The organism is Psychrobacter cibarius (assembly GCA_030686115.1).
GTDB classification, from domain to species: Bacteria; Pseudomonadota; Gammaproteobacteria; order Pseudomonadales; family Moraxellaceae; genus Psychrobacter; species Psychrobacter cibarius_C.
Window position 1 is genome coordinate 1,584,298 of sequence record CP131612.1, and the last position, 24,200, is coordinate 1,608,497.

22 protein-coding genes are annotated in these 24,200 nt (G+C 44.3%); 19 read left to right on the forward strand and 3 right to left on the reverse strand.

What is annotated here, in order from left to right:
- Positions 1-40: 40 nt before the first annotated feature.
- The 5 genes from Q6344_06665 to Q6344_06685 all read left to right on the forward strand — a co-directional run bounded on the left by Q6344_06665 (position 41) and on the right by Q6344_06685 (position 6,477).
- The gene (locus tag Q6344_06665) at positions 41-517 is read left to right on the forward strand and encodes a DUF1064 domain-containing protein (GenBank protein WLG15008.1); all 477 of its coding nucleotides are present in this window, start codon (positions 41-43) and stop codon (positions 515-517) included.
- 184 nt (positions 518-701) lie between these two features.
- A complete protein-coding gene (locus Q6344_06670) occupies positions 702-1,400 on the forward strand; it encodes a helix-turn-helix transcriptional regulator (protein WLG15009.1) in 699 nt (232 codons plus the stop codon).
- The gene (locus Q6344_06675; GenBank protein ID WLG15010.1) at positions 1,393-2,334 is read left to right on the forward strand and encodes a hypothetical protein; all 942 of its coding nucleotides are present in this window, start codon (positions 1,393-1,395) and stop codon (positions 2,332-2,334) included. The genes Q6344_06670 and Q6344_06675 overlap by 8 nt, the downstream gene beginning before the upstream one ends.
- Before the next feature lie 96 nt (positions 2,335-2,430).
- Positions 2,431-4,791 (forward strand): hypothetical protein, encoded by a 2,361-nt coding sequence (locus tag Q6344_06680; GenBank protein WLG15011.1) that lies wholly within the window; start codon positions 2,431-2,433, stop codon positions 4,789-4,791.
- 348 nt (positions 4,792-5,139) lie between these two features.
- The gene (locus tag Q6344_06685) at positions 5,140-6,477 is read left to right on the forward strand and encodes a hypothetical protein (protein WLG15012.1); all 1,338 of its coding nucleotides are present in this window, start codon (positions 5,140-5,142) and stop codon (positions 6,475-6,477) included.
- A 111-nt stretch (positions 6,478-6,588) separates the two neighbouring features.
- Here the strand turns inward: Q6344_06685 and Q6344_06690 are convergent, their stop codons facing one another.
- Positions 6,589-7,020 (reverse strand): hypothetical protein, encoded by a 432-nt coding sequence (locus Q6344_06690; protein ID WLG15013.1) that lies wholly within the window; start codon positions 7,018-7,020, stop codon positions 6,589-6,591.
- Between the two features lie 241 nt (positions 7,021-7,261).
- Here Q6344_06690 and Q6344_06695 point away from each other — a divergent pair, with 241 nt between their 5' ends.
- From Q6344_06695 to Q6344_06760, 14 genes are all read left to right on the forward strand, one after another.
- A complete protein-coding gene (locus Q6344_06695; protein WLG15014.1) occupies positions 7,262-8,239 on the forward strand; it encodes a hypothetical protein in 978 nt (325 codons plus the stop codon).
- Positions 8,240-8,425: 186 nt separating this feature from the next.
- Complete coding sequence (locus Q6344_06700) at positions 8,426-9,277, forward strand: hypothetical protein (protein WLG15015.1); 852 nt, start codon at positions 8,426-8,428, stop codon at positions 9,275-9,277.
- Positions 9,278-9,286: 9 nt separating this feature from the next.
- Complete coding sequence (locus Q6344_06705; protein ID WLG15016.1) at positions 9,287-9,715, forward strand: HIT family protein; 429 nt, start codon at positions 9,287-9,289, stop codon at positions 9,713-9,715.
- Positions 9,716-9,724: 9 nt separating this feature from the next.
- Positions 9,725-10,627: a hypothetical protein gene (locus Q6344_06710; protein ID WLG15017.1), complete on the forward strand. Its 903-nt coding sequence runs from the start codon at positions 9,725-9,727 to the stop codon at positions 10,625-10,627.
- Positions 10,624-11,154, forward strand: coding sequence for a hypothetical protein (locus Q6344_06715; protein ID WLG15018.1), 531 nt, complete (start codon positions 10,624-10,626; stop codon positions 11,152-11,154). Before Q6344_06710 ends, Q6344_06715 begins: the two co-directional genes overlap by 4 nt.
- 10 nt (positions 11,155-11,164) lie before the next feature.
- Entirely contained in the window at positions 11,165-12,718 is a 1,554-nt protein-coding gene (locus Q6344_06720) for a hypothetical protein (protein WLG15019.1), read from the forward strand.
- 361 nt (positions 12,719-13,079) lie between these two features.
- Positions 13,080-15,419, forward strand: coding sequence for a hypothetical protein (locus tag Q6344_06725; GenBank protein WLG15020.1), 2,340 nt, complete (start codon positions 13,080-13,082; stop codon positions 15,417-15,419).
- Positions 15,420-15,422: 3 nt separating this feature from the next.
- The gene (locus Q6344_06730) at positions 15,423-15,719 is read left to right on the forward strand and encodes a hypothetical protein (GenBank protein ID WLG15021.1); all 297 of its coding nucleotides are present in this window, start codon (positions 15,423-15,425) and stop codon (positions 15,717-15,719) included.
- Entirely contained in the window at positions 15,712-16,905 is a 1,194-nt protein-coding gene (locus Q6344_06735; protein ID WLG15022.1) for a hypothetical protein, read from the forward strand. Before Q6344_06730 ends, Q6344_06735 begins: the two co-directional genes overlap by 8 nt.
- Positions 16,902-17,468, forward strand: coding sequence for a hypothetical protein (locus Q6344_06740; GenBank protein WLG15023.1), 567 nt, complete (start codon positions 16,902-16,904; stop codon positions 17,466-17,468). Before Q6344_06735 ends, Q6344_06740 begins: the two co-directional genes overlap by 4 nt.
- 309 nt (positions 17,469-17,777) lie before the next feature.
- Positions 17,778-19,592, forward strand: a complete 1,815-nt coding sequence (locus tag Q6344_06745; protein ID WLG15024.1) for a hypothetical protein — start codon at positions 17,778-17,780, stop codon at positions 19,590-19,592.
- A gap of 98 nt (positions 19,593-19,690) precedes the next feature.
- Positions 19,691-20,416 (forward strand): hypothetical protein, encoded by a 726-nt coding sequence (locus Q6344_06750; protein WLG15025.1) that lies wholly within the window; start codon positions 19,691-19,693, stop codon positions 20,414-20,416.
- Positions 20,417-20,487: 71 nt separating this feature from the next.
- Complete coding sequence (locus Q6344_06755) at positions 20,488-21,747, forward strand: hypothetical protein (GenBank protein WLG15026.1); 1,260 nt, start codon at positions 20,488-20,490, stop codon at positions 21,745-21,747.
- Between the two features lie 81 nt (positions 21,748-21,828).
- Complete coding sequence (locus Q6344_06760) at positions 21,829-21,996, forward strand: hypothetical protein (GenBank protein WLG15027.1); 168 nt, start codon at positions 21,829-21,831, stop codon at positions 21,994-21,996.
- Between the two features lie 24 nt (positions 21,997-22,020).
- On the opposite strand, the gene Q6344_06765 is transcribed toward Q6344_06760, so the two are convergent.
- A complete protein-coding gene (locus Q6344_06765) occupies positions 22,021-23,283 on the reverse strand; it encodes a DUF3396 domain-containing protein (GenBank protein WLG15028.1) in 1,263 nt (420 codons plus the stop codon).
- Between the two features lie 17 nt (positions 23,284-23,300).
- Entirely contained in the window at positions 23,301-24,197 is an 897-nt protein-coding gene (locus tag Q6344_06770) for a hypothetical protein (GenBank protein ID WLG15029.1), read from the reverse strand.
- Between the last annotated feature and the right edge of the window lie 3 nt (positions 24,198-24,200).

Here is a 24,200-nt window from a genome sequence, read left to right on the forward strand (position 1 = left end):
AAGGGCATAAAAACTAACGACAAACCAATTAGAGGAGAATATGGTTTTGGCTAAAAAACGCGGTATCAGCTGGACAGATATAGCTTCCACTAGTGTAGGTAAGATCAACGCGCACAAAGTATCTGAACTATGGACAACCAAGCAAGCGACCAAAAAAAGTAAGTACGGCAACGTGAAGACGATTGTTGATGGTATTAAGTTTCACAGCAAAGGTGAAAGTGAGCGCTATATTTTTTTAAAGCTAAAAGAGCGCGCCGGTAGGATTAGAGACTTACGCTTACAAGTGCCTTATGAGCTCATTCCTAAAAGCAGAAACGAGGCTGGCAAGGCAATTAGAGCGGTGATCTATAAAGCCGATTTCGTTTATATTGATACCAGGACCGGCTGTGAAGTGGTAGAAGATTTTAAGGGCACGCGTACGCAGGATTACATCAATAAAAGTAAGCACATGAAAGAAAAATACGGTATCGAAATATATGAAACTGATCGGACCCATCTAAAGGACGGTAGATTGTGAGGAGGTTGATACTAACTTTGCAATTAAAATCTATGTAAAAAAGCTTGATGAGAATTAGACAATAAAAAGCGCCAATGTTGGAAGCATTGACGCTTTTGAATACATAGTTTGTTCTGAGTAGCTAAGCATCTTAATTATATGAACATTGCCAGTATTTTGCAATGTATGACGCTCAGGGGGAATAGTGGCTAAACGATCAGGATATACAAGGCGTGATATTAAAAACATTAACGTCACGGTAGGTTTAAATTTAGCAGCGGCGCGGCGCAATGCTGGTATGTCTCAAACTGAGGTCATGCAAGCTGTGTGGGGTGTCTCAAACAACCGAAATCGTATTAGTGAGATTGAGAATGGCAAAAAAGATTTAACGCTTATTGATCTTCTTATATTTCAGGACCTTTACGGCCAATCATTAGATTATATATGTGGCCTATCGACAGAACCTGAAATCGATATGTTAGCGGGTACCGTGAATCACGTTGTTAACCAGTCGCATGCACTTATTGAAATGTTAACAGGCAACGTGGCTGATGTGATCGTTAGTCATGTGAAGTCGATCTGTAAAAATGACCATGCCGCGCTACTAGATGCTTCAAAACGTCTATGTAGTATCGTCAGAGAGGATCATAAGGCCGATAGTGCCAGTGTTGAGACAGTCGTGGCCGCTAGTACTGTGATGCGTGTTGTCAGATCAATAGAGGTGAAACAGGCACGGCAAGCGCAAGCTATTGATACGCAAATGATGCAGATCACCGAGCGTGTTGATCGTGAAGACCGCCACCGTTTACTAAAGGACCGTGACCGTCACTACCAGTACAGCATACCGCTACCGGCACCAATGATAATCGATGATATAAAAATGGTGGGGGTTGGCCGTGAGTAATCAATTTTCAAGGGATGAGATATGGGCGGCTGCCAAACTTATATGGGAGAACACACCCGAAATAACCGACCGAGAATTACTGGACCAGCTACAAACAACCTATGGGGATAATGCACCAAAGTCTAGTGGTTCGGTAAGCAAAAGGCGAAGAAAGGAAGCATGGACGAAGCAAAGCCTCGTTAAATCGCCTAAAAATATCCTCAAAACACAGGAAGAGGACGCAGGAAGCAAGCAATCTAGGAAGCAGGAATCGCAAAATAATACTTTGATTCCCTCAAAAACCAATAAAGCACAAAACAGGGAATCAGAGGAGGAATTGGAAGCAGCAGGAAGCAAGATTAGTGAAATAGCCGACAATGTAGTGATTGATGCCAAAGGCCGCGCCGCTATCATTGTAAAGACTCGGCGTAGGTACGCTAATTTAGGTAAGTTATTTGATCAGGCGCTTGATATCACGTTGAGTATCCCTGATTTGGTAGATGAAGCGGATCGGATAGAGCAAGAGGCGCTGGCAGGTAATTACGGTGCTGATTTTGAAATAGGCGAAAACGCTAAAAATGAGCCAACAGCAGAGGTTGAGGCCGCCGCGCAAAAGGTACAAAAGGCCATGGTTCTAAGTAAAGCCTTGACTGAAACTACTACCAGTTTGGCTATGGCGCTTAAAACCATATCAGAAGTTGAAATGCCGTTATGCGGGATCACAGCGGACGACTTCAAACAATCAGATCAAGACCGCCGTTTGGGTGCATTGGCGGCGCTTGGTGATATTGATAAGAAAGAGCGTGAAGCACGCGAACGACTGAAACCAGAGTTACATGAGCGTTTAAAACGGATCAAGGAAGCTGAAGCAAGCGCTGATTTTGGCCTTGATGATGAGGGTAATGAGGGCGGCGCCAATGACATTGATGAGGTAGATTATACAGACGTTGATTAAGGAAGTTCTAAATTGGACCAGTAGGAACACCAAGACCGCCGTATCGCTTAGCAGTGCCATAATCTAATGACCGAATTATCAAATAAGGCATAGATCATGACATACCTAAACTATGATGCTGGCGGCTTTATCGTTGGCGTTAATAAAATGAGCGATGGTATCGACCGTGTGCACGATGACACGCAAGAGATCATCCAAATATTAAAGAGCCAAAATCAAATTGCTAATACGCGTATGACTGAGCTAACAAGGGCGGTGAGAAAGTCCACCTATCAAGCCAGCAGTCAGAGCAGCGTTAACAGCAACCGAGAACGCGCCGCCAGTGGCCGCACCTCATCCTCAAGTCGCATTACTGGTGAACCCGCCAGCATAACCCGCCGTGCACCAAATGCCAGCCAGCGCACGCAATCAAACAGCAATACTCAAAACATCGGTAATCAGGCTCGTGCCGCAAGACGCAACCAACGTGGTGATCAGGCAGGTGGCGATACCGTACCGATCAGCCGTGACAGTGCCAATGCCAGCAGTCGAACGCGCAGTCCTAACAGGGATACCCGCGCCAGCACAGACGCAGCAGGGCGCGAACGTGACGCAAGAGGCCGTTTCACTGGGGGCAGTAGCTCAGCGTCCGAAAACGAGCGTAAAAAGCTGGGTTTTGGCTCATTAAGTGGTGGCCGTAGTGATACCAGTGGCATTGATCCATTGTTCGATAGTTTTAGAGAGGCAAAAGATCTTTTATCCCCAATTAGCGGCATTGGAAAGCTGGCAGGTCGCGGGGTTAAATTTAGCGTATCAAAATTAAAGGCGATGAAGCGGCGGGAACCGTTGCCAAACGATCAATCACGCCATAACAACGAAAATGAAAAACTACTGGATAAGATACTAAAAGCCATTAGAAAACAGCGTGGTAATGGTGGCGGCGGTGGTTTACTTGGCGGCTTGCTTGGCGGCGGTGGCCGTGGTCGTGGCGGCGGCCTTAAAAACCTATTTAAGAAAATGGGCGGCCTAAAAATGCTAGGGGTGCTTAGCGCGGTCGCTGGCACAGCTGGTCTTGCTATGGACTGGGATAGCCTCGATCATCAAGGCAAATCAGAGGGTGTGGGTAGGCTGGCGGGTGCGGGTGCTGGCGCGGTCATAGGCGCTACTGTTGGATCGGTCGTGCCAGTGGTCGGCACAGCTGTTGGCGCAGTCGTTGGTGGCTGGCTTGGCAGTGAGGGCGGCGAATGGCTTGGCGGCGTTGCATCGCCTTATATTGAGAGTTGGACGAGTGCTATTACCGCTTATAACTTGCCAGCGAAAATGAGTGACACATGGAACGAGGGTATCAAGCCGTTTTTTACCACCATGGCTGGCGCGGCTCGTAACTTCTATGAAAACTCGTTGTCAACAGTCTCAGCCGCAATCGACAATGTTGGTAACTTTATTGATGGTGGTATGGACGGCATAACGTCAACCAATGCGGGAGCAAATGGAGCAACCGCCGCCAATTTATCCGAAAAGCAAAACAAAAATCAAATGATGGTGTATGAATCATTTAGAAATGCTGGCTTGTCAGATGGTCAAGCAAGAGCTATGACGGCAGAGGTTGGACGCGAAAACGGCTATCAAGACAAATACCTGTTTGGTGGACACAGTGACCCCGCTAACAACGAATACAATTTAGGTATGTTCTCATGGCAAAAAGAACGCGGTAAAAAGCTGTATAAGCACTTAAACTCTAAAGGCATGGTTAAGAATGGCAAGATTATACAGTCACAAGAGGCGTTGAACGAGCAAGCCAAATTTGCCGTTAATGAAATCAACACAGACCCTAGTTATAGTCGGACTAAGAAAGAGTTTTTAAATAAGCCTAATGTGTCCTATGGAAAAGCCAATGAAGTTTTAGGCCGTAACTACATACGCTGGCGCTATGATGATCCTAAGTACGCAGAACACCACCAGTACAGAGATCAGTATAAAGCGGCAATCGATAAGCAGCTAAAGCCCATTGAAGACACCACTATCATTGACGAGGCTAAAGCAAAGACTGGTAAGATTGCTCAAAACGTTAAGGATGCTGTCACGCAAAAACAGCAAGCAAGCAAGGAGGTTAAAGGTTCGCTGGCAAATAAGGCTAAAAATAATAGCAGTGCGCTTGGCGTTGAGGTTGGTAAGATGACACCCAACAGAGGCGGCGCTGGTGACGTTAAGAGCAACTTTAGCGACAACACACCAATGATCTTTAATTCGAGCACGCCAGCTGGCAAGGATCTTGGTTACGCCCCCGCGCATTTTCCATCAACGCCTATGTTAAGCGTGCCTAACATGCCAAAAATCAAACAGCGCCTTGATAGTGGCGGGAATAGCAAGCCGATCATGATACAGAGCAGCAATGACAGCATTAACCAAAACGTGTCAGATCGCAGCTTGGCACACGCTATCACTGGTGGGTTAGGCCAACAACGCCAGTGGGGATGATTGAATAGGGACAACGAGTTGTTACAGGCAATGTTACAATCGACATTTGTTAAATTAGGGGTGGTTATGCAGTTGCAAACAATTTTGAGAAGCGCTAGCTTATCAGATGCACAATCACGTACTATCAAAACAGCAATGATAAAACTTTTCAAAATCTATCGGACAGAGGCTTAGCACATGCAATTACAGACAGGACTGGGGAAGGTATGTATTATAGATAGTGTTTTTCTAGAATACCTTATATAGCATCAAGCGTTTTGCCAAAGTAGTTACAGGTTTCAATATAGATAATGGAACCCAAACTTTCGATAAATACGTCAAATTAAATAGAATTAATTGGAGGGTGCAATGAGCAGAAAAATTTTTAACAAACAAAACGTTGGTAGCTATGATTTTCTTACTCAATTAATTGAAATAGATACTGGTTTATTTAAAAAGACAACCGAGCAAGCAGGAGAAATAATAAATACAGAAGAGGTAGAAGAATTAGAAGGCAATGATTTAGAAATATACAAGACGTATGTCCATGAAACGACACACTTTTTAGATTCTACTACTACCCTTTGGGGACTACAATATAGTATAAGGTTAAATAGGTGGTTTAAATATCAAAATGAACAAACTTTAGAAGTTTTAGCTATTAACGATGCGGAAATTACATTACATAATTTTGACTACGATGAGGGAGGAGAGGATGATAAGTTTTCAAAAATAAATTACTCTCTAAGATATGACGAAAAAATTGGTGTTTTTATTAAAATTTGTTATTTGGATGAGTTTGGAAATTTACTGTATTCAAGTCCACTCTCAATGTTAGCGTTACTAGAAGGTCATGCGTATGCAAAAGAATTACTTATACCGATAGAGAATTGTAAGAGACAGAATGACTTAGTGGAGTTATCCATATTAAAAAGAACTAATAAAGAAAATATTCTAAAACTTAATTCATGTGAATATATAACTTATTTAGCTTTAGCAATGCAAATGATGCCTAAGATTGATGTTGATATTCACTTAAATCTATTATGTAAAATTTTTGAATTTTGTTTAGATATTCCATCATTGTATTTCGCCCAGGTCCCTAGTTATTTATTTGAAATGGCATTTGAAAATGTAGATAAAGAGCTTATTGCTCAATTAAAAATGGAGTTCAACCGTAGTCAAAATAGACATGTATTAGCTTTGCTAATTTTATTTGATATTCTAAATAAAATTCACAATAATATTATTATTCTGGATTGTAAATTTACAGAAAATATCGACAATCTAATATTAGAAATTTTTAATTACTCTAACGAGCCTGTAGAAGAATTACTACAATCAATAAAAATTCATTGGCAGATTGAATTAAAGCTTGATATAGATATATTGAGTAGTTTGGATGCTAAGCTCCCATTACTTATGGCACAACAAAGAATTATTTTAGGTTGGGGGTACGAGAGTCATACAAAATATGATCTACCTGATATCTGCGTTAATGAGGACGAACTACTATCCTTTAATCGGCGTTTAGATTTTGATATTAAAAAACATTTTTATGAAGTGGATGAGAAAAATAAAGTTTTAAAGTCTGAGATTAGTTCTTATGGGGCTCAAAGGCAACATCCAACTCCTGATTTTAGCTATGGTTTTTTGGAATGGATGAAAGAACACCCAATGGGTGGAATTTACTATCACAATGAGTAGGCTTTATGAATTGAAGGATGACATTTAATTGCTATAATGAGTTTCTCACACAAAAATAATTTCATTGAGCTTCAGTTCAACCCACCTTTTAAAAGGTGGGTTTTTTATTGCTTACTTACCAACAGGATAGCTATACCAAATACGAATACCATAAAGGACTTCTTGATCTTTTCTATGTATCTTTTGGGTTCGGCTTTTAAACTCAAAACTAATTAGTTCATGGCTTGGGTAATCATTAAAAAAGTCACTCATATACTTTGAACAAGCCATTCGGACCTTTTCATTATGACTTATAAAACTATCACTGTCTTCGAGCTCAAGGTGGGTCGGATGCCATTCTGTAAAGATAATTTTTCGACTCAATTTCTTCAATGAAGTAAGCCCTTGGTTTATCAAAACAAGCAAAGCTGTATTGAAAGAGGCAACGTCCTCCTCAGCGGCGTAGTCAGCTACAGCCTTATGTAGAGTAGGTGTCAGTCTAATTTGACTGCGCTTCCAGGTATCTTGTGATTGTAATAATTCTGACTCTAATAAATACGTCATTGTTACATCCTGTAATTTAAAATATTGGTTGACATCAATTATAGTGTCATGACAATAATATTGTCAACGACATTATTTTTAGTGTCATGGGTTTAGATGTAAAATCTCGTAGATATCTTTTGAAAGCTGGGTAAGAGGTTATTAATTCAAACTATAAATAGCATTTCCGCTTAAAAGTCGATTATTATTCATTTTAACGGTGATACAATCAATAAAAATTCACCGTCATCAAGGATATTGCATGTCTATTACCAAATCTCTACTGCTGATACTGTTTTCTGCGGTATTAATCACTGCGTGCGATTCATCACTTGATACATCGGATGACACTGAGGGTGCAGCCGCGAAGGAAAATCTGGTTGAGGCGACTGGAAATCCTTGTTTAGAGCCTTGGGCCATTGACAGAATGAAAGAGCATATCAAGGAACGAGCAGAAGAGGTAATTAACACTAAATATGGTGCTGGTGTTATTGATACGTCGTTGCTTTATGACTCAGAGATATCCTTTGACTATATTTCACAGCCCACCACTCTTGAAAATGGAGATTTGTCTTGCTCAGCAGAGGTGAATGTATCCTATTTAGGAAATGCGAATTCAGCAGATGATCTAGCGGTTATGTATAGTAAATTGGTCAATAGTAATATTGGGTACAACTCCAATCCTTTTGCTAATGTTTATAGTGGTTATGACATCAAGCTAGAGCTGGCAAGTATGGGTATTAGTGAATTTAATATTAATGAGTTCAATGATATTTCAGGTAATACATTTTCAACTAAAATGGATTATCAGCTGAAAAAAACGTATTCAGAAACTGGAGAGGAACAACAAAGTTATGAAGCGGGTATTGGTAAACCAGCTGCGATGCTTGCAACGATAGCGCTATTAGATAAGTTTATACAGAGAAATAAGAAATCTGATAATGTTTCAGGTGTTGATAGCATGGAAGGTCAGGCCGTTAAAGCAGATAGTTATTATGAAGATGAGTATGTAGAAGATTTTGAGGAAGACTCAGCTGTTATTGCTGATCAGACGCAGCAAGCTTCTAATGTAGAAGAGCCTAGAAGCGAAAAGCCTGGTAATGAAAATCAAAAGGTAGACGATAGAAAGCCAACTAAGGCTGTGACAAGTGCTGACGCAGACGAGGTTGATACTGATATAGATGAAGATAAATACGATACTTCTTATGTTTATGGTTATGAAGCCGAAAATGTAGAGTAGGAAAGCTAGAAATAGTACGAAGCCAGTCAGAGGAACACCCCACAAGCCAGCCCCTCAGTGCCCCTTAAACTAGACGTATTCACTACGTTTATTTAAGGGGCATTTTTTATGTCAAAAAGAACAGACACAATCACCTACAACCTAGCAGATCGCGGCCGCAAGCACGTTGGCGTTGATCGATCGGACATGAACATTCGATCGATGATCGAGCGTATCAACGCACCTGATACGCAAGAGTTGGTTGCCAGCGGCGATCTGTACGGCTATTACGGCCATGAAATACGCGCACGTTTTGGCATGAACCCGCCTGATGTTTGGGTGAACCCTAAAACTGGCGAAAACATGCGCATCGAGCCAGCCCTACGCACAATCGAGCTGACCGCCGACAATGACGGCAATGTCACATCAAGACATGAGTTTTTAGACACCGATACTGGTAAATACTCAGAACGTCTTTACACCAATAAGGCTGGCGGGTTTAGCAGCGCCGTTATGCGCAAGCGCGGCGCGTCAGGCAAGTTTGATATCACAGGCTTTTACGGCTTTGATTATGTGCGTCAGCCCAATTACAACACCAATCGCGGTAACGGCACGTTCGATAGCTTGTTTTGGCTAGATGAAGATGAAGCTGAAATGGCGTTTGACAGCTTGGATCATCTAACCCCGCAGCAAGCCAGCCACAAGTCAGCGCTGGAAATGGCCATTTTGCACCAGTACGACAGCATTGCCACCGCCAATGAAGCCAACCTGATGATCAGTCATTACCAAAACGAGGCAATGAAGTCGCAAGGTGAGCAGATATCCCGCCAAGAGAAGTTGGAGCGACTACGCCAGCGCCGACACGACCGCAAACTAGAGGTTTTTGACGGCCTGATTTGTCCGTCAGTGTCGTTTGATGAGGCCGTTGCGCAGTGGGATAGCTTCAACATGCAAGGTACGAGTGATCTTGACCTACGCACGACAGGCGACACCAAACAAGCCAAGGCCGATCAAGAGAGACACCGCCGCGAACGCACCCGCATTTTCAAAGGCCGTTAAGGGGTAGGTATGAGCCAATATCATAAAAATGGGTGTGTGTTTTGTGATCACTCAAAAATACAGGCTGGCGATATAAGAGAGCACCATTTGCGGGGTGTTGATTTTCTGTCTTTTACGCCGCTTAACCCTATAGCGCTAGGGCACTTGGTGGTTATACCAGTGCCACACGTTGACGATGCCAGCGCCGCGCCTGATATCACTGGCGCGACATTCGAGCTTGCCTCCATGATCGCCAAAGATCGCGGACTGGATAGCTACAACTTGATTGTGAATAAGGGCGCTTATGCAGATCAGACGGTTTTTCATTTACACGTACACATTATTCCGCGCTTCAAGGGCGATGAAACCATCACCGTTTGGAATACAAACGAGGCGTTACAAGGACGATCAGAATTTACCGATCGCCGCGATCGTCCAGCTATTTTCAGACGCACTTAGGAGATTATTTTGAGCAAGGTTAGCCGTTTGTTATCCCCGCTGGAGTCAATACAGAACGCATGGGGGTTAAAACTAAGGGATTTTCGCCAGTGGTGCACGCCAGCTGGCCAGCAATCCATTAGAGACTGGAAAACGCGCCGCGTTGAGGGCGCTATCATCGTGGCCAAAGGCAGCATGGTTGATGATGTTGAAAAAATGCTAAAGGCCGTCCAGCAGAACGAAAACGCCGAGGCCATGGGTGATACGACCAATTCAGGCACGTCAGTAAACCTACCATTCATGGTGACAGCAATCAGCGCCATTGAGTCGCCACCTGAGCGTGAAGTGGTTATTGGTTCCCCAACATGGCAAAACGTGGTGATCCCAAGTGATCCATTACAACGCGTGGTACAGGCAAGAACGGCTGCCGTGTCTTATCGATGCCAAATTGCCTTTTTTGCGCCTGATCCTCACGCGGCCTCATCGATCGCTAACCAGTTTGTTAACTTTTGGAAGCATGAGCGCAAGCGCGGTATTGATGTTTTTTATGAGCTTGGTTTTGCTGGCGAGTCGATCATCAAGGACAAGTGGAATTTTAGAGTGGTAGAAAACACGCTTTACCCTGATAAGGCAGACGTAGGTATTGAGACTGTGCACGCCGTGACGGTTGATTGCATCGTGGTAGGTGCTGAGCCAAACGTGGTGGGGTTAGGCGGCTTTGATGACGACATTACCGATACTGGCGAACCTGACGGCAGCATACCGCCAAACTTGCCACCAGTGGGCGGCCACCGTGACCCGCCTGACAAGCTAAACAGTTTTGTGATTGAAGCGGACGTGATCGAGCGTAAAGCCAACAGGCACACCCGCGTAACAGCCGATCCGCTTACTGGCGAGATCAACCAATACGACATTAAGGATGACACGCCATGAGTGACAAAAAATCAGTAAACCCAAATGCAATCTACATCGATGCACGCGCCGCCACCTATGACGGTGAGGCTGTGCGTATTTTGGCCGTAACCCTTGCTGATAGTGGCAAGATCTTGATCAGTAAAGAGGCCGAGTGGCGCGACCAGCCAGCCGCCAAAGGTGACACGATCGTTGTAACCGACACGCCAAACGTTTTTAACCATTGGAGCCTATCGTTCAACGAAAAAGAGCAGATGCAAGCGGTTATGGCGGCTTATAAGGCCAGCCTAGCCGCTGGCTTGTTGGTACTGGATAAGACGGTACAGCGCTATGACCCTAAACAGGTTATTCAAACGCGCAAGGTCGATGAGCGCGGTAAGGCGCTCGACTTTGACAGCATGGGGATTAACAACGGACATATTGCGGTATTGCTTGCAGTATGGGCGGCAAGATCAGCCCATGGCGGCTATGTCATAACACGCCAGCCCGATGCCGATAATAATACGGCAGAGGATGACGAGTTCGACATGATGCCATTTAGTATCTAAGTGAGTCGTAATGATAGAGAGCTTACTAGAGTTACCTGAATGGCTTGAGGTGTGCGACCGATACCGCTATGACATAACGCGTTTTGCGGTTGAAGCGTTAGACATGACGATCGATTCAGGACAGGCCGTAACCCCGCAGCAGGAATTGCTTTTTGAGTCGATTCAAATTCCAAGTAGTCGCACGTCCGTTGCGTCAGGCCATGGTACAGGTAAATCTAGGTCGGCTGGCATTATCGCGTTATGGCACTTACTGTTTTACCCTGAGTCCGTCATGCTTTTTACCGCGCCGCAAATTGGCCAGTTAAGGACGGTCGTTTGGAAAGAGATCAATATTTGTATTCAGCGCTTGCGTAATAACCCCGCGCTTGGCTGGCTGGCTGATTTTGTCGTGGTACTGACAGAAAAGATCTACATCAAGGGCTTTAAAGACACTTGGTTTGTTTTTGCTAAGACCGCGCCTAAACACCAGCCGACCAACATTGCTGGCCAGCATGGTGATCACTACATGGTATGGGCTGATGAGGCTTGCGGTATCGATGATGCCGTGATGGAAGTCGCGATCGGTGCATTGACCCATGAGAACAACCGCGCCGTACTGACGAGCCAGCCAGCGACCAACACTGGCTTTTTCTATGACACGCACCATAAGCTGAGCCACCACAACAACGGCGTATGGATTGCGTTAGAGTTTAACGGTGAGTTATCCCCGCTGGTGAGTGAATCTAAGCTGATCGAGGCGCTATACCAGTATGGCAGCCGTGATCATGCTGGCTATATGATCCGCATACGTGGCAAGTTCCCCGAATTAAAGGGTAAGTTCTTACTGACGCGATCAGAAATAACGCAAATGCTAAAGCGTAAACCCGCGATCACCGAGGATGACGAGTACGGTTATATCATTACCGTGGACGTTGGCGGTGACGTTGGCCGTGATAGCAGCGTAATTAGTGTGTTTAAGGTGGTCGATAAAGACTACCAAGGCCGCATTGAGCGCCATGCGCACTTGGTCGACATACCGCTATTTAGCAACCGCGCCAATATTAACGAGCTAAAAGCCAAGATATACGCAACCGTTGCTGAATACGCTGGCGCGACCATTGTTATCGATCCGATGGGCGCTGGTATGGGCTTATGCCAGTCGCTTAAAGCTGAGGGCTTGTATTTTGAGACTGTAAACTGGGGCGTACCTTGCTTTAACAACAACCTAAAAACGCTTTACTTCAATAAACGTGCTCACGCCTATGTGACCATGGCAAAAACCGTTGAGCGAGGCATATTCAGCATAAGCCCTAAAGTGCGCCGCATGTATCAAGTTGTCACCAATCTTGAAACGCAAATGAGCCGCTTGCCGTACTTCTTTGATGAGAAATCACGCTGGGGAATTACCAGTAAAAAGGACATGCTAAAAGACGGTATCACCTCACCCGATATTGCCGATACGTTCGCGTTTGCCTTTTTGGAGAATATCAACTACACGCCAGCAAACAAGGTCGGATTCAAGGGCAGCGATAAAGATAAACAGCAGTGGGAGGACTTGGACGAGTTGGCCGCGCTTATGGGATAAAGCAAACAATAGTATTATATTATTTTTTTTGGCCAAAAACGTGTTTGTATATATATCAATAACTTATCTCTTAAAAACTTTCTGCAGGTTTGATAAAAAAGTAAACTATTGTTTTTTGTATGAGGTTAAAAAAAGCGGACTGAATATAGCCGTTTTAGGGGTAAAAACCACATAAAACCATTTAATATCAAGGGTTTAAAAGCGGACTGACTTTTGCTATAAAATAACCCTCATGTGAGGGTCATGTGAGGGTCATGTGAGGGTCATGTGACCCCAATCAAAGCAATGGAACACGCCTAATCACGCCAGCTGGCACGCGGTAAAATTATTCATATCAAATATCAAAAGATGGAAAAACAATATGACTGACTTACCAAACCCTATCATCTTCAAGATCACCGAGGCTGGAAAGCTAGCGATGCTAAGTGCTGCCAGCGAAACGCCAAAAATTCAATTAAATTTAACTCATGTTGCCGTTGGTGCTGGCAAGTACACACCAAATGGAAGTGAGAAGAAATTATTAAGTGAGCTTAAGCGCGTTAATATTCTGTCAGGCGATGTTGAGTCAAACAGTAAGACACTAAGATTTAGTGCAAATATCACCTTGCCTGATATAAAGTCTGTTTACGAGGTAGGGTTGTTGACAGATACAGGGGTTTTGTTTGCTATTGCCGCGTCACCTTCTAATGCTTTATTCACGGTACACCCTAATATTACGTTTGTTGCCTCATTCGGCTTGTCGCTCAAAGAAGTTGCTTCTGAGAACATCACGGTAACGACAGATCCCAACGGCGCAATATCAATAGTGCTAATGGAAAACCACTTAGCCGCGTCAGATCCCCACCCGCAATACTTGAATAAAAACCGTTTTCAGCTTGCTATGCAAGCGCTTTACCCAATGGGGTATCAGCACCATACCCACACACCAGTTAACCCTAAGCCAATATTTGACGATATTTTAGGATTAGATACGGCTTGGCGGCGCATTACTGGCAAAATATTTATATCATCCGATCCTAGCGATCCATTCATCAACGACTATGGCATTGTTTTAGGTCAAAAAGGTATGACAGACGTACTAGCCAGCGGTTCCCGCCCTCATGTCTACCCACTGCAAACAACCCACACTTTTGAGCGATATGACCCTAACGATGTTATCGAGACTGTTTGGAAGGTTACAGCCAATAAAGCAGCCGTAAATGAGGGTAGCGCGGTGCGTTTTACGGTTACAGCCAATAACCTACCTGATGGTCAAATACTTAACTGGACGGTCAAAGAGGGTATTTTAAATAGCGCCAGTAACGATATTACCGCGCCAGAAAAAACCGATAGCGGCACAGTCATACTTAGAAACGGCCAAGCAGTCATCGACTTTACTACCACGACCGACGACAATGAAGAAGAACCGCAAAAACACGTCCGACTAACCGTTGGCGCACCCGCTAATTTATCAATCAACGTACCTATTGCTGATGCTGGGGCTAATGAAACCGCCTTGCATATAACGCAAAGCACTACTGATGGTATTAGCCTTGACGAGTATTACAAACAGCAAAGCGGGTCATATCCAACAGCAATCGATAAGATTCGTTTTATCGTCGATGCGGGCGTGGACATTATAGCGCCTGATACCAGCACGCCAGCAATGATCGAGGGTGCAAACTGGCCGTCAGGAGCGCAAATTGTTGTTGAGAATAGAGGCCGTATTTTAGGCCACGGTGGTAATGGCGGTATGGGCGCGGTCAGTCTTATTGATTCGTACAATCCTAGTGCTTACAAGGTAATAGACACAGCCACAGCGGGCGGCAATGGTGGTACGGCTATCAAGGGTAATATCGTGGTCGATAACTACGGTATTATTGCGGGAGGCGGCGGCGGTGGTGGTGGTGGTGGCTCTTGGGTTTACACTCAAGACGAGGGAGAGGGTCACGGTATATCAGGTCGTCAAAATGGCACAGCTTCAGGCGGCGGCGCACCCTATGGCCTAGCAACACCAAACGTAGGGTCAGTAGAATGGTTTTTAGCTGATGACAGAAACCCCAATATAGACGTAATTAGAGCAGCTTTTGATGACATGCCTGATAATATTAGTATTACAATCACGCCTGCTGCTGAGATGCCAGCCGTAATATTAAGGCGGGCTAGCATTACCGATGTTGTTCTATACGACTTAGGCTTTCGCCCTGCTTTCAAGATATTGTCAGTATTCCCTAGAAGCATATCTGCTGTCCCCAATGGTGAGGTTTATAATTTGTATAAATCAGAGATTGATTCAGACACGGATAACAGGGTGTTTTTCCAGCATATTTGGTTTGATTCACAATATGAGCGTTACAATTTATCGTCTCTTTGTAAGCGAGCGCTCGATGGTGGCGTTACATTGGGTGGCGCTAGCGGGTACAGTGTAGGCACATTTAGTCCGTTCCATTTTTACAAAGCCAGCGATAAGCCTAATTTGTCTAAATCGCATGGTGGCAGAGGTGGCGACATTGGCGAGAATGGTGAGGACGGCATGATTGAGTCTTTGATTGTGCAAGATACAATTATGCAGCCGCCAGTTTTCAGGCTTTTGCCAAAACCCGAAACAACCAATAGTTTTTATAAGGAAACCCCGCCAGCCAGCGGCGGGCTGGCGGGTTATATCAAAGAAGGTAACGTGACTATTACCAATTTTGGCAGCGGTACTACCAAAGGACGTTAAGCCATGATTGATAATATCTACCTAAACGCCGTTAGAACGCACGTTGACTTGCTGGTACGCCGATCGCGTACCGATAAGTTGATTGTGTGGGATATTGGCACAGATGAGGTGCACGACCCCAGCTTGGTTGCTTATCGTGTGTATGGCAATCGTGATAATGCAGATGTTGTGATGCTATGCGCTGGCACGAACCGCATAGGGGAACCGTTGCCGCGCCGTACCATCTTTTTACCCTTGCCAATAAACTTGGCACAGCTTAAACGTGAGCACATGAGCAAAGGGGCTGGTATCGATGGATAATTACCCCGAAGACTTTTTAAGCCCTGATCGTGAAGACAGCACCAGTTATCAAGATCGCCAGCTTAACGGCATGACCCTTGATGAGCTTAGACAGTGGCGCACACAGACAGGCAAGACCGTTGGTGAGCAGCGCAAGCACGCCAGCCGTCAAAAGCAATATTTTAAAGGCGTACTACAAGATATTGAGCACGGCGAACGCTTAACGACCAAAAAATTAGAGTCATTGGTTAAAACGGCCAAAAACAGAGCTGGCATTAGTGCTGGCGAGTTATTGGAATTTACCCTAGGGGATACCAAGCGCAACCGTGAGTTAAAAAAGACACTTAACGCCGCGATACTTGATGCCTATCTTGCCAATGTCAAAGCGGCCTCAAACAAGTTTTTAGGCGGTATCACACCCCAGCAAGTGATCAACCAATCCCGCGTAGAAGATATTAAGCGTGCCAATACTCAGATCCACCTTGCCAGCGTGTTTAAGCGCAAGGGTAACGTGATTAGTTTTTTCACGAACGCAGGTATTGGTAGTAAGGACACACACCACTATGTGACGGTACAGTTGCTCGACTATCCAAATTTACTGCTAGGTCGCACCAAAGCGCCAACCGTTGTGGACGTGAGAGAAGCGGTTATTGACGGCAAGATTCGATTTGATTGTGATTGTGGCCGTCATCGTTACTGGTATAGGTATGTGGCCACGATAGGCAAGTATAACTACGGCCTTGATGAGAACCGTTACCCCTCAACACGTAACCCTAAATTAACTGGCGTGGCTTGTAAGCACGCTTTACGTGTCATGAAGTACGTCACCAGTCCACACATGATCGCCAAGATCAGAGATTATGCGCGTGAAGACATAGCTAAGGCCAGTAACCAAGTTAAGTCACACCGTAGGCCAGCCAGCACGCTAGAACGTGAAGCCATGAAGCAGACAGAAGCGCTTAATAACTGGAATGGTCGTTTACATTGGAGCAAAAAGATCAAGCAAGCCGCTACCGCCGCTGAAAAGCAGATCAAGGCCGAGCATAAGCGTCAGCAAGCCAAGTCGCCTCACCAGCCAATGCAAGCCGAACGCGCCAGCTACCAGTACGCCAAAGGTCAGATAGGTAAAAAGAACGTGCCAGCCAGTTTTAAAGAGATCTATCAAACCGAGATTAATAATTATCAGAAAAAATGGGGCAATAAATGAGCTTACGGATAGAAAACGAGCTGGTGACGAATGGCCAGCGTTTGACCAATCGGATTATCACCTTGCGCAGCCAGTCAGTGATACCGACATTCGCTTTTAGACGCGTTGTTTTGCCAGTTGGGGATAGTACCAAAGACCGCGACCGCGATACTTGGTCAGGTCTAGGATCGGTAAGCAATAGCGATGAACACGCGATCGATTATGAGTCGTTAGGTCATGCCATGGTTTTAATGCTCGATAGCTTGGGCGGCGCGTTTCATGATACTGGCATGTTTGTTTTACCCGAAGCAATGTCATCGATCGTGCTCGTTGAGCCTTACGACATTGAATTAGAGGGCGATGAGCGCTTAAAAAGTATGCCAAATTGGGAACCAAAAAAAGGCGATCTTCTTTGTTTTATGCTGAATGGCCATAAAGAGTACCACGAAGTCACAGGAATTATGGCTCAGGCCATGCTTGCCAGCGCTGGCAAGCGGTACGCATTGTCGCAGCGGTTCGATCTTAACTATCTTGAAGCGTTTAATGAAGCTGATATCAAGGACGTGACTGTACCTTATGAGTGATTAGCAAATGCTAATGAAGAAAATTTCTACGATTGCTTTAATAAAGGGGCTCTGCTAAATAGCAGGGCTCCTTTATATTTATGCAGGCTCAAAACACAGAGTGCTTCTTAAATAAGAGACACCAGTCTAGCAAGGATATGCGTATGCGTTTTAAAAAAGACTTCCTATCTTCAAAACAGAAAGCCGCCTAATAAGCGGCTTTTTTGCGTTTGGAACACCCCTAAAACGACCATTTGAAAGCCTATTAACATTAATACTATCAGTTTAGACGTTCTATCACTATCCAACCGACCATATAGGATTAACCCCATGGATAAGAAGCAAGCAGCAGTATTTGACGCAGCAGCACATAAAGAGATACAAGCAACCCGCCGCCTTATGCGAATCTTAGGAAAAAAGGGCAATAGTAGCGATCAAGTCGCCGCGTTTGACTCAATGCTGGCAAGCAACCCCCAAGGCCGAGAAGCAGCTATGAGCGAACTACCCGAGTCGCTACAGCGCATCTTAAACAGTAAATACATGGCAGAAGACCAGCAAGCGGTATTTGATGGTTTAGAAGACGGTATTATTGAATTTAAGCGCCGTAACGGTGGTGAAATGCCGTCAGAGTATGCGATTGCCGCCGCATTAACCACAGCCGCCGCGCCGTTTGGTGGTGCTGAAAAATACGACGCCAACGCAGAGCCTACTTTTGACAGCCTATCACTAGGTCATCACGAAGCATTGTCAGTCGTGCCAGCCGCAACTCAAGTCATTATCGCGTACGGTATCTCTAACTCACTACCGCTGCTATCGATGTTACCAAACCCAATGGGTAGTAACGAATTGCCGATCGTTTATGGTACAGCGACCGCAGGTTTAGACATGGGCGTTATGCGCCGTGGCGAATTGATGGACGGTGACAAAGCGGGTATGCCATACCTTGAAAACCGCCATACATTGACCATGAAAAAAGCCAGCGCTGGCGTGTTCACGCTTGATTCGCGTGTGGCCTATACCGCTGAAAAGCGCGGCGATAAAACCATTAAATTTATTGTTGATAAAACCTCACCAAAAGCGCCGTTCTTAGGTGGCCGCGTTGCCATTATGATTAAAGGCATTGAGATTGCCAATGACAAGCACCGCGATCATCCGACCGATGGTGGGCGTAGTGTATTACAGCCGCTAGATCCAGTTGAAATCGGTACAGATACCTATATCGTAACAACCGCTGTGGCTGACCTTGATGCGCACACTATCGAGGTGAATTTTGATACAACAAACGGTGCTGATCCTGAGCCTGATGACGTGAGCCTTGAGCTTGTCTTTGACTACGAGCGTAAAGACAGCAACGGCAACAGCATTTTGCGTGAACCATCGGTAGATATGAAGTTCTTACATCGTTCTATTTATGCAGCCCCTCATCGTTCGCGTTCTACCGCGTCAATCGATGCAATCACTCAGCTATCGAACGAGCTTGGTATCAACTGGTACGGAGCCGCGCAAACAATCGCTATGCAGCGTTACTACTTTGAGCAGACAGGCCGCTTATTGCGTACCGCGTTTAATATGTGCCTATCGGATCAAAACGCAAAAACTGGCCGCGTGGTTACGTTTGACTTCAACAAGACTGGCGTGTCACCAACCAACCTAGCGGATGCGTTCTCTAACATCAATATCACGTTAGGGCTGGCACGTACTCGCTTGTCTCGCGCTATCAATATGGCGATTGCAGGTTATGATCTTTATGTGTCGGATCGCGGCGCGGCTTTCTTCTCAGGTATGGGTGGCCAAAACTACGAAGCAACAGGCGTACCGTTTGGTGATCAGTATTCCGTCTACCGTATTGGGCGTCTTAAAAACAACGGTGCAAACGTCTATTACGTTCCATCAAGCATGGGTGTGTTTGACGAAGAATCGGACACCACCACAGCACACGCGTTGTTAGTGCCACGCGCTATCACGCCAGCACAAGCGCCGTTTGTTGGCTTTACCGCAGTACCGCCAATGGTACTAACGTCAAATGCTACCGCGTTTGAAAAAGACGTGGCGATCTACAGCCGTATGGCTGGCGAGGTTAACCCGCTACCTCGTTATCGCAATCAGTGCATGTTGATTGAAATGATCAACTTGCCAGCGCTTTAATCAACAAGCGAAGGTTTAGCCACTAAAGCCTTGCTGTCATAAGTGGCAGCAAGGCTTTTTTTAAATTTATTTTTAACCAATATCCAAGGATTACCGACATGACAGACGTTAAGCAATTACCTGAAAATCTTGAGCAACTAGAGCAGCTGACAGAGTTTAAGCGCGTGTATAAAAAATACACCGCTGATCAGATGGAAGATCTATTGACCGAAGCCGAGGTGGACTACCTAAGCGCTGATAATAAGTCAGAGCTTACATGGCGCTTACTGGATCATCAGGGCTTTGATTTTGAAGCCGCGCTTGCCGAAGCAAACAACGATCAACCAGCACCAGCAGATGATAAGGATGATACCAATGAAGACGTACAGACGGTTCAAGATGATACTGATAGCGAGCATGGCGATCAGATCGATAGTGAAGCAAGCGCAGACGACAGCGAAAAACCTAGTCAAATGGATAACGTTACCAACGATGATGTGCCGTCAGATATTGGTAACAGCGATGACGCTAACGCAAACGAAGTTGAGCAGCCAGCGAATGAAGCAGTTAACGACCAACGTTTAGGCGGTAACGCATGGTTCCAGTTCAGAAATAACGCCATGAAAACCAACGATATCAAGCTGGCTGACACAGTAGAAGAAGATCATGTAGAAGTCTTCAATACTGGTGCGTTCGCTTTTTTCGAGACAGCGACCAGTACGCTAGCTCCAGCTAAGAAAACAACTAATATCTATCCTACGGCCTTGGTAGATAAAGACCAAATCTTGCGCAATGTTAAGCAATACAACCACACTCGCGGTAACAAGTTGCGTGTGCTCAACTAAAACACTGGTGTGCTACTGGCGGTCGTAAGTGCTTTTCGACCGCCATTTTCTAAAAGTCATGAGGATTGATTATGATCGAGAGTAAAACACTAGGTAGCGCCGCTGGTGTGCAGTATCAGGGCGTTATCGATAAAACAGAGAGCAACAGTTTACCGTCATTAGCCAATGGCGTGATTACGGGACGCTTTAAACGTGGCCGCATGGATAAACCGTTCAAACTGACTGCCAGCAATTACCAGCCGTTGTTAGGACGTGATCCATCTAATCCAAGTTACTTGGCGGTAGAAGATGCTTTTAAGCGCGGGGTGAGTGAGGTTAGCGTTTTGCGTATTGGTAGCAATACAAGCGGTGGTGGCAGCATTACATGCACGCCAAGTAATGGTTTTGTTTCAAACTTCAACGAAGACTTGCCCAAAGAATGGATCACTGTTAGTCGTAACGGCGGCTTGTTTGTTACTTTTGACCTAAATGCTGAGACTACAGACTATGACACCTTTAGTCGTATGACAGCTTATGGACAAGATGGTAAATCACTCGCGTTTATTGGTTATCCATATATGATCGACAGCGGCGATACAGATGGTCTAGGTGGAGTGATTAGTCTTGATAGCTTGCCAGTTCTTCCAATCGCCCCTAAGTATTACTACTCATTTCTGGGTATCAATACAAACGGTATTATAAAGACATACGATGGGGAGAAAGACTTAAAAGAGCTAAAGTTAAAATATACTTTCCAAAGTTCGCATACACCAAACAAGCCGCGTGCTGAGCACAATTGGTTAGTATTTAAACCCACACCAAACGTAGATCCTGCTAATGATCTTTTCTACAAAATGGGGGCAACAGGTGACACGCTAGAGGTACACAGTTGTGCGGTGATGGAAAAAAAATTTGATCCTAATGTTTGTATGCCAACATACAACGAAACTATGTTCAACCATCGAAGCGGAGATGAAAACCCTATTGGTGAAGTACATGCAAAATATCGTATAAATGGTGAGCCGTGGCAGTATTACAGAAACAACGACCCCGATGTTTATAACGTGGTTGAATATTTCTTTGAGTCGTTATACCACAATGATTGGCAAATGATACACATTGGCGGTGGTAATGGTAGAGCAGCATTTGCCACAGGTTATCATAAGGCCAATATCTATGGTGCTTCTGCTACAACTGAATACATGCGTGATCAAGACGGTATTGTGGCTTTCAAGCCATATACTATTGAGTTTGCTGTGACAGAAGACAGTAGAAACGATCTTGTTTATCTAGCGTTTGGTAAAGATACAACCATTAAGTCATGTGCTATTGGTAGTTGGATGGGCTACTAACCCTATGGAACAGTCCTAACTTAACCTTTCAGACCAAGCCTATACTGTGAAAACAGTATAGGCTTTTTAATAGGACAGATTATGATTGAGAGTAAAAAATTAGGTAGCGCCGCTGGCGTGCAATATCAGGGCGTTATCGATAAGACAGAGAGTAATAGTTTGCCGTCATTGAATAAAGGCGTAATTATCGGCCGTTTTAAGCGCGGTCGTATGGATAAGCCGTTCAAAGTAACGGCGAGCAATTATTAAACGTTGCTAGGACATGATCCAATATTAGAGTTTCTCGAACAACGTCCACGTTATAGATACTCTTTCTTCTGTATGCCCATGCTGATTCATTTTGATGAAGTAGGGCGCAATATCACCTTTGAGCAGTACTACATACTGTCGAAGGTCTTCAGCTCTTTCATAAGGTTCTGCGAAATATACTGGATGGTCTCTGATGTGGTCGTACTCTTCTTCATAGCGATAGCGACCATCAATCTCGCAAACTTGTGCAGACATAAGCGTTATCGGTTCAATTGACGGCTGTGATAAAGTTCTATTGTCCACTGGCTGTGGTAGTCTTCGCCACAATCTAGGATTATCGAAGCGTCTCATCCATAAGTCTGTAAAGTAAGTATTAAAGCTTTGATAGCCAATACCTTCATCGTAACCATTACCTAAAGAATCATAATTGCCATTACGCATAGGGCGAGTAATGGCATTAATATTTAGATAACTGTCAGGGATTTTATCATCGGCTGGTAGTAGTTGCGGTGTATCGGCAGCAATCAATAGCAACCCATCAGAATAATCCTTATAAGTGATTTTCTGTTTTTTAACTTGAGCCTTAAAAATATCGATTCCACCGACCCGTTCTGCGAGTTCATGACTAATATACGTCCACCAGTCGATACTCTTAATACCATGACTTAAAGTCATTATGTCTCCGAGATCATAAATATTAAGACCAAAAAAGCAATGCGCTTGGTCAAGGATATCAATACCTACTCTATCGTTATCGTAACCATAAGCGGGACTCCAGCCCATAGTAGCGTGATAAGGGTTTAAACGGCTAATACAGTCGTTGAAAAGTTCAATAATTGCTTGATGAGTTTCTGAATCATAAAACTTCTGTCTATGAATACGAAAAAGCAATCTACTAGGTTCTTGAACTTCCCAACCCCGAGCAGTAAGACAAGATAATTTATAATCAAAGCTTGCATTTAATTCTTTATAATTTCCGCTTGCAACGAACCATTCAATACAGTCATCAACATGCGCGTTGTTCTCTAGGGTTTGCTCAAAGGTAGGCAGCTTATCTATCGGTTTTTGTGTCCAGCCTTTAGGATCAAATCCCCATTCGATGTGGTCACTAAATAAGTCCATATAATGATCCATACACGCTTTTAGCTGTTGTCTGACTTCCTTGGTATGCCCATCCCAAAAGAAAAAACAAGCCTCTAGGTGAACAGATAAAACGGTCAGACCGTTATCTCCAAGACTCTCATCAAAATATTCAAACTCGTCTTTATATCTTTCTATATCTTCCATAGTTTTTCCTATTATACTTATAGTGTGGCTATTCTTAAAATTAGTGCACCTGCTGCAATCTCAGGCGCCAAGAAAATACCTACAGCAACTGTAGCGACAACTGCGCCACCGATGATGATATCAGTAACCACAGGATTATCTAGATAATCTGAAACAGGTTGATTTGTAGGTTTAATTGTTCCATGTGCTAAAGAACTCTCATGTTTGACAGCTACTTGTGCCCATGGATTTTTTAAATAAGTATATGCTTTAGTTTGTGCACCATATTTTTGTGGATTTCTAAGTTCGCATCGACAGTCTGTATCTCTTAATTTATTAAACTTCTTATTTGAACCAGCAATTCTTCTATATGCTTTAATTTGCCCATCAGACAATGTATCGGTACCAAATTTAATTTCAACAACCGACTCTATATTATCTCGTATTGGTATTAGTTTCTTAAAATTTCCTGCACCTGTCATTCGAAGATTAATCAATTCAGCATCAGTAGTCTTTAAAATGACACAGTCAGGTATTCTTAACCGACCTTTTGCACTATCCTCTAAGCTATCTTTAGTGAACAATCCCATTTGTGATGCTCTTCCAAGCGGAAAACGACTGGGGCGCATTTCTTCACCATTCTTCGGACTCATAATAGGCATAGGAGGGTTCTTATTCATCATATAACCAACTTCTGCCTTATATTTCCAAATTAGATGATTAGCCTCTTCTTCCGCCCATATTGCAAGCGTACAGGCACGCTGTTTGAGCTTAGCTCCAGCCCTACTGATACGCGGAAATTTCTCTGCAAAACAAATATGGGCACATAGATAGTTACGCTCTAAGCTTGGCTTTAGCGTAACGATTTTACTTTCAGCAATAGGTTTAGTACTGGTTTTACCTTGACCATTAGTAGGCTTTGAGCTTTTAGCCATAAA

Coding starts and splice junctions, on each gene's coding strand:
- Q6344_06665 (WLG15008.1), top strand. CDS start 41: ATGGTTTTGGCTAAAAAACGCGGTATCAGCTGGACAGATATAGCTTCC.
- Q6344_06715 (WLG15018.1), top strand. CDS start 10,624: ATGAGTGACAAAAAATCAGTAAACCCAAATGCAATCTACATCGATGCA.
- Q6344_06735 (WLG15022.1), top strand. CDS start 15,712: ATGGATAATTACCCCGAAGACTTTTTAAGCCCTGATCGTGAAGACAGC.
- Q6344_06750 (WLG15025.1), top strand. CDS start 19,691: ATGACAGACGTTAAGCAATTACCTGAAAATCTTGAGCAACTAGAGCAG.
- Q6344_06755 (WLG15026.1), top strand. CDS start 20,488: ATGATCGAGAGTAAAACACTAGGTAGCGCCGCTGGTGTGCAGTATCAG.
- Q6344_06765 (WLG15028.1), bottom strand. CDS start 23,283: ATGGAAGATATAGAAAGATATAAAGACGAGTTTGAATATTTTGATGAG.
- Q6344_06730 (WLG15021.1), top strand. CDS start 15,423: ATGATTGATAATATCTACCTAAACGCCGTTAGAACGCACGTTGACTTG.
- Q6344_06685 (WLG15012.1), top strand. CDS start 5,140: ATGAGCAGAAAAATTTTTAACAAACAAAACGTTGGTAGCTATGATTTT.
- Q6344_06700 (WLG15015.1), top strand. CDS start 8,426: ATGAACATTCGATCGATGATCGAGCGTATCAACGCACCTGATACGCAA.
- Q6344_06770 (WLG15029.1), bottom strand. CDS start 24,197: ATGGCTAAAAGCTCAAAGCCTACTAATGGTCAAGGTAAAACCAGTACT.
- Q6344_06725 (WLG15020.1), top strand. CDS start 13,080: ATGACTGACTTACCAAACCCTATCATCTTCAAGATCACCGAGGCTGGA.
- Q6344_06760 (WLG15027.1), top strand. CDS start 21,829: ATGATTGAGAGTAAAAAATTAGGTAGCGCCGCTGGCGTGCAATATCAG.
- Q6344_06705 (WLG15016.1), top strand. CDS start 9,287: ATGAGCCAATATCATAAAAATGGGTGTGTGTTTTGTGATCACTCAAAA.
- Q6344_06740 (WLG15023.1), top strand. CDS start 16,902: ATGAGCTTACGGATAGAAAACGAGCTGGTGACGAATGGCCAGCGTTTG.
- Q6344_06690 (WLG15013.1), bottom strand. CDS start 7,020: ATGACGTATTTATTAGAGTCAGAATTATTACAATCACAAGATACCTGG.
- Q6344_06745 (WLG15024.1), top strand. CDS start 17,778: ATGGATAAGAAGCAAGCAGCAGTATTTGACGCAGCAGCACATAAAGAG.
- Q6344_06680 (WLG15011.1), top strand. CDS start 2,431: ATGACATACCTAAACTATGATGCTGGCGGCTTTATCGTTGGCGTTAAT.
- Q6344_06720 (WLG15019.1), top strand. CDS start 11,165: ATGATAGAGAGCTTACTAGAGTTACCTGAATGGCTTGAGGTGTGCGAC.
- Q6344_06695 (WLG15014.1), top strand. CDS start 7,262: ATGTCTATTACCAAATCTCTACTGCTGATACTGTTTTCTGCGGTATTA.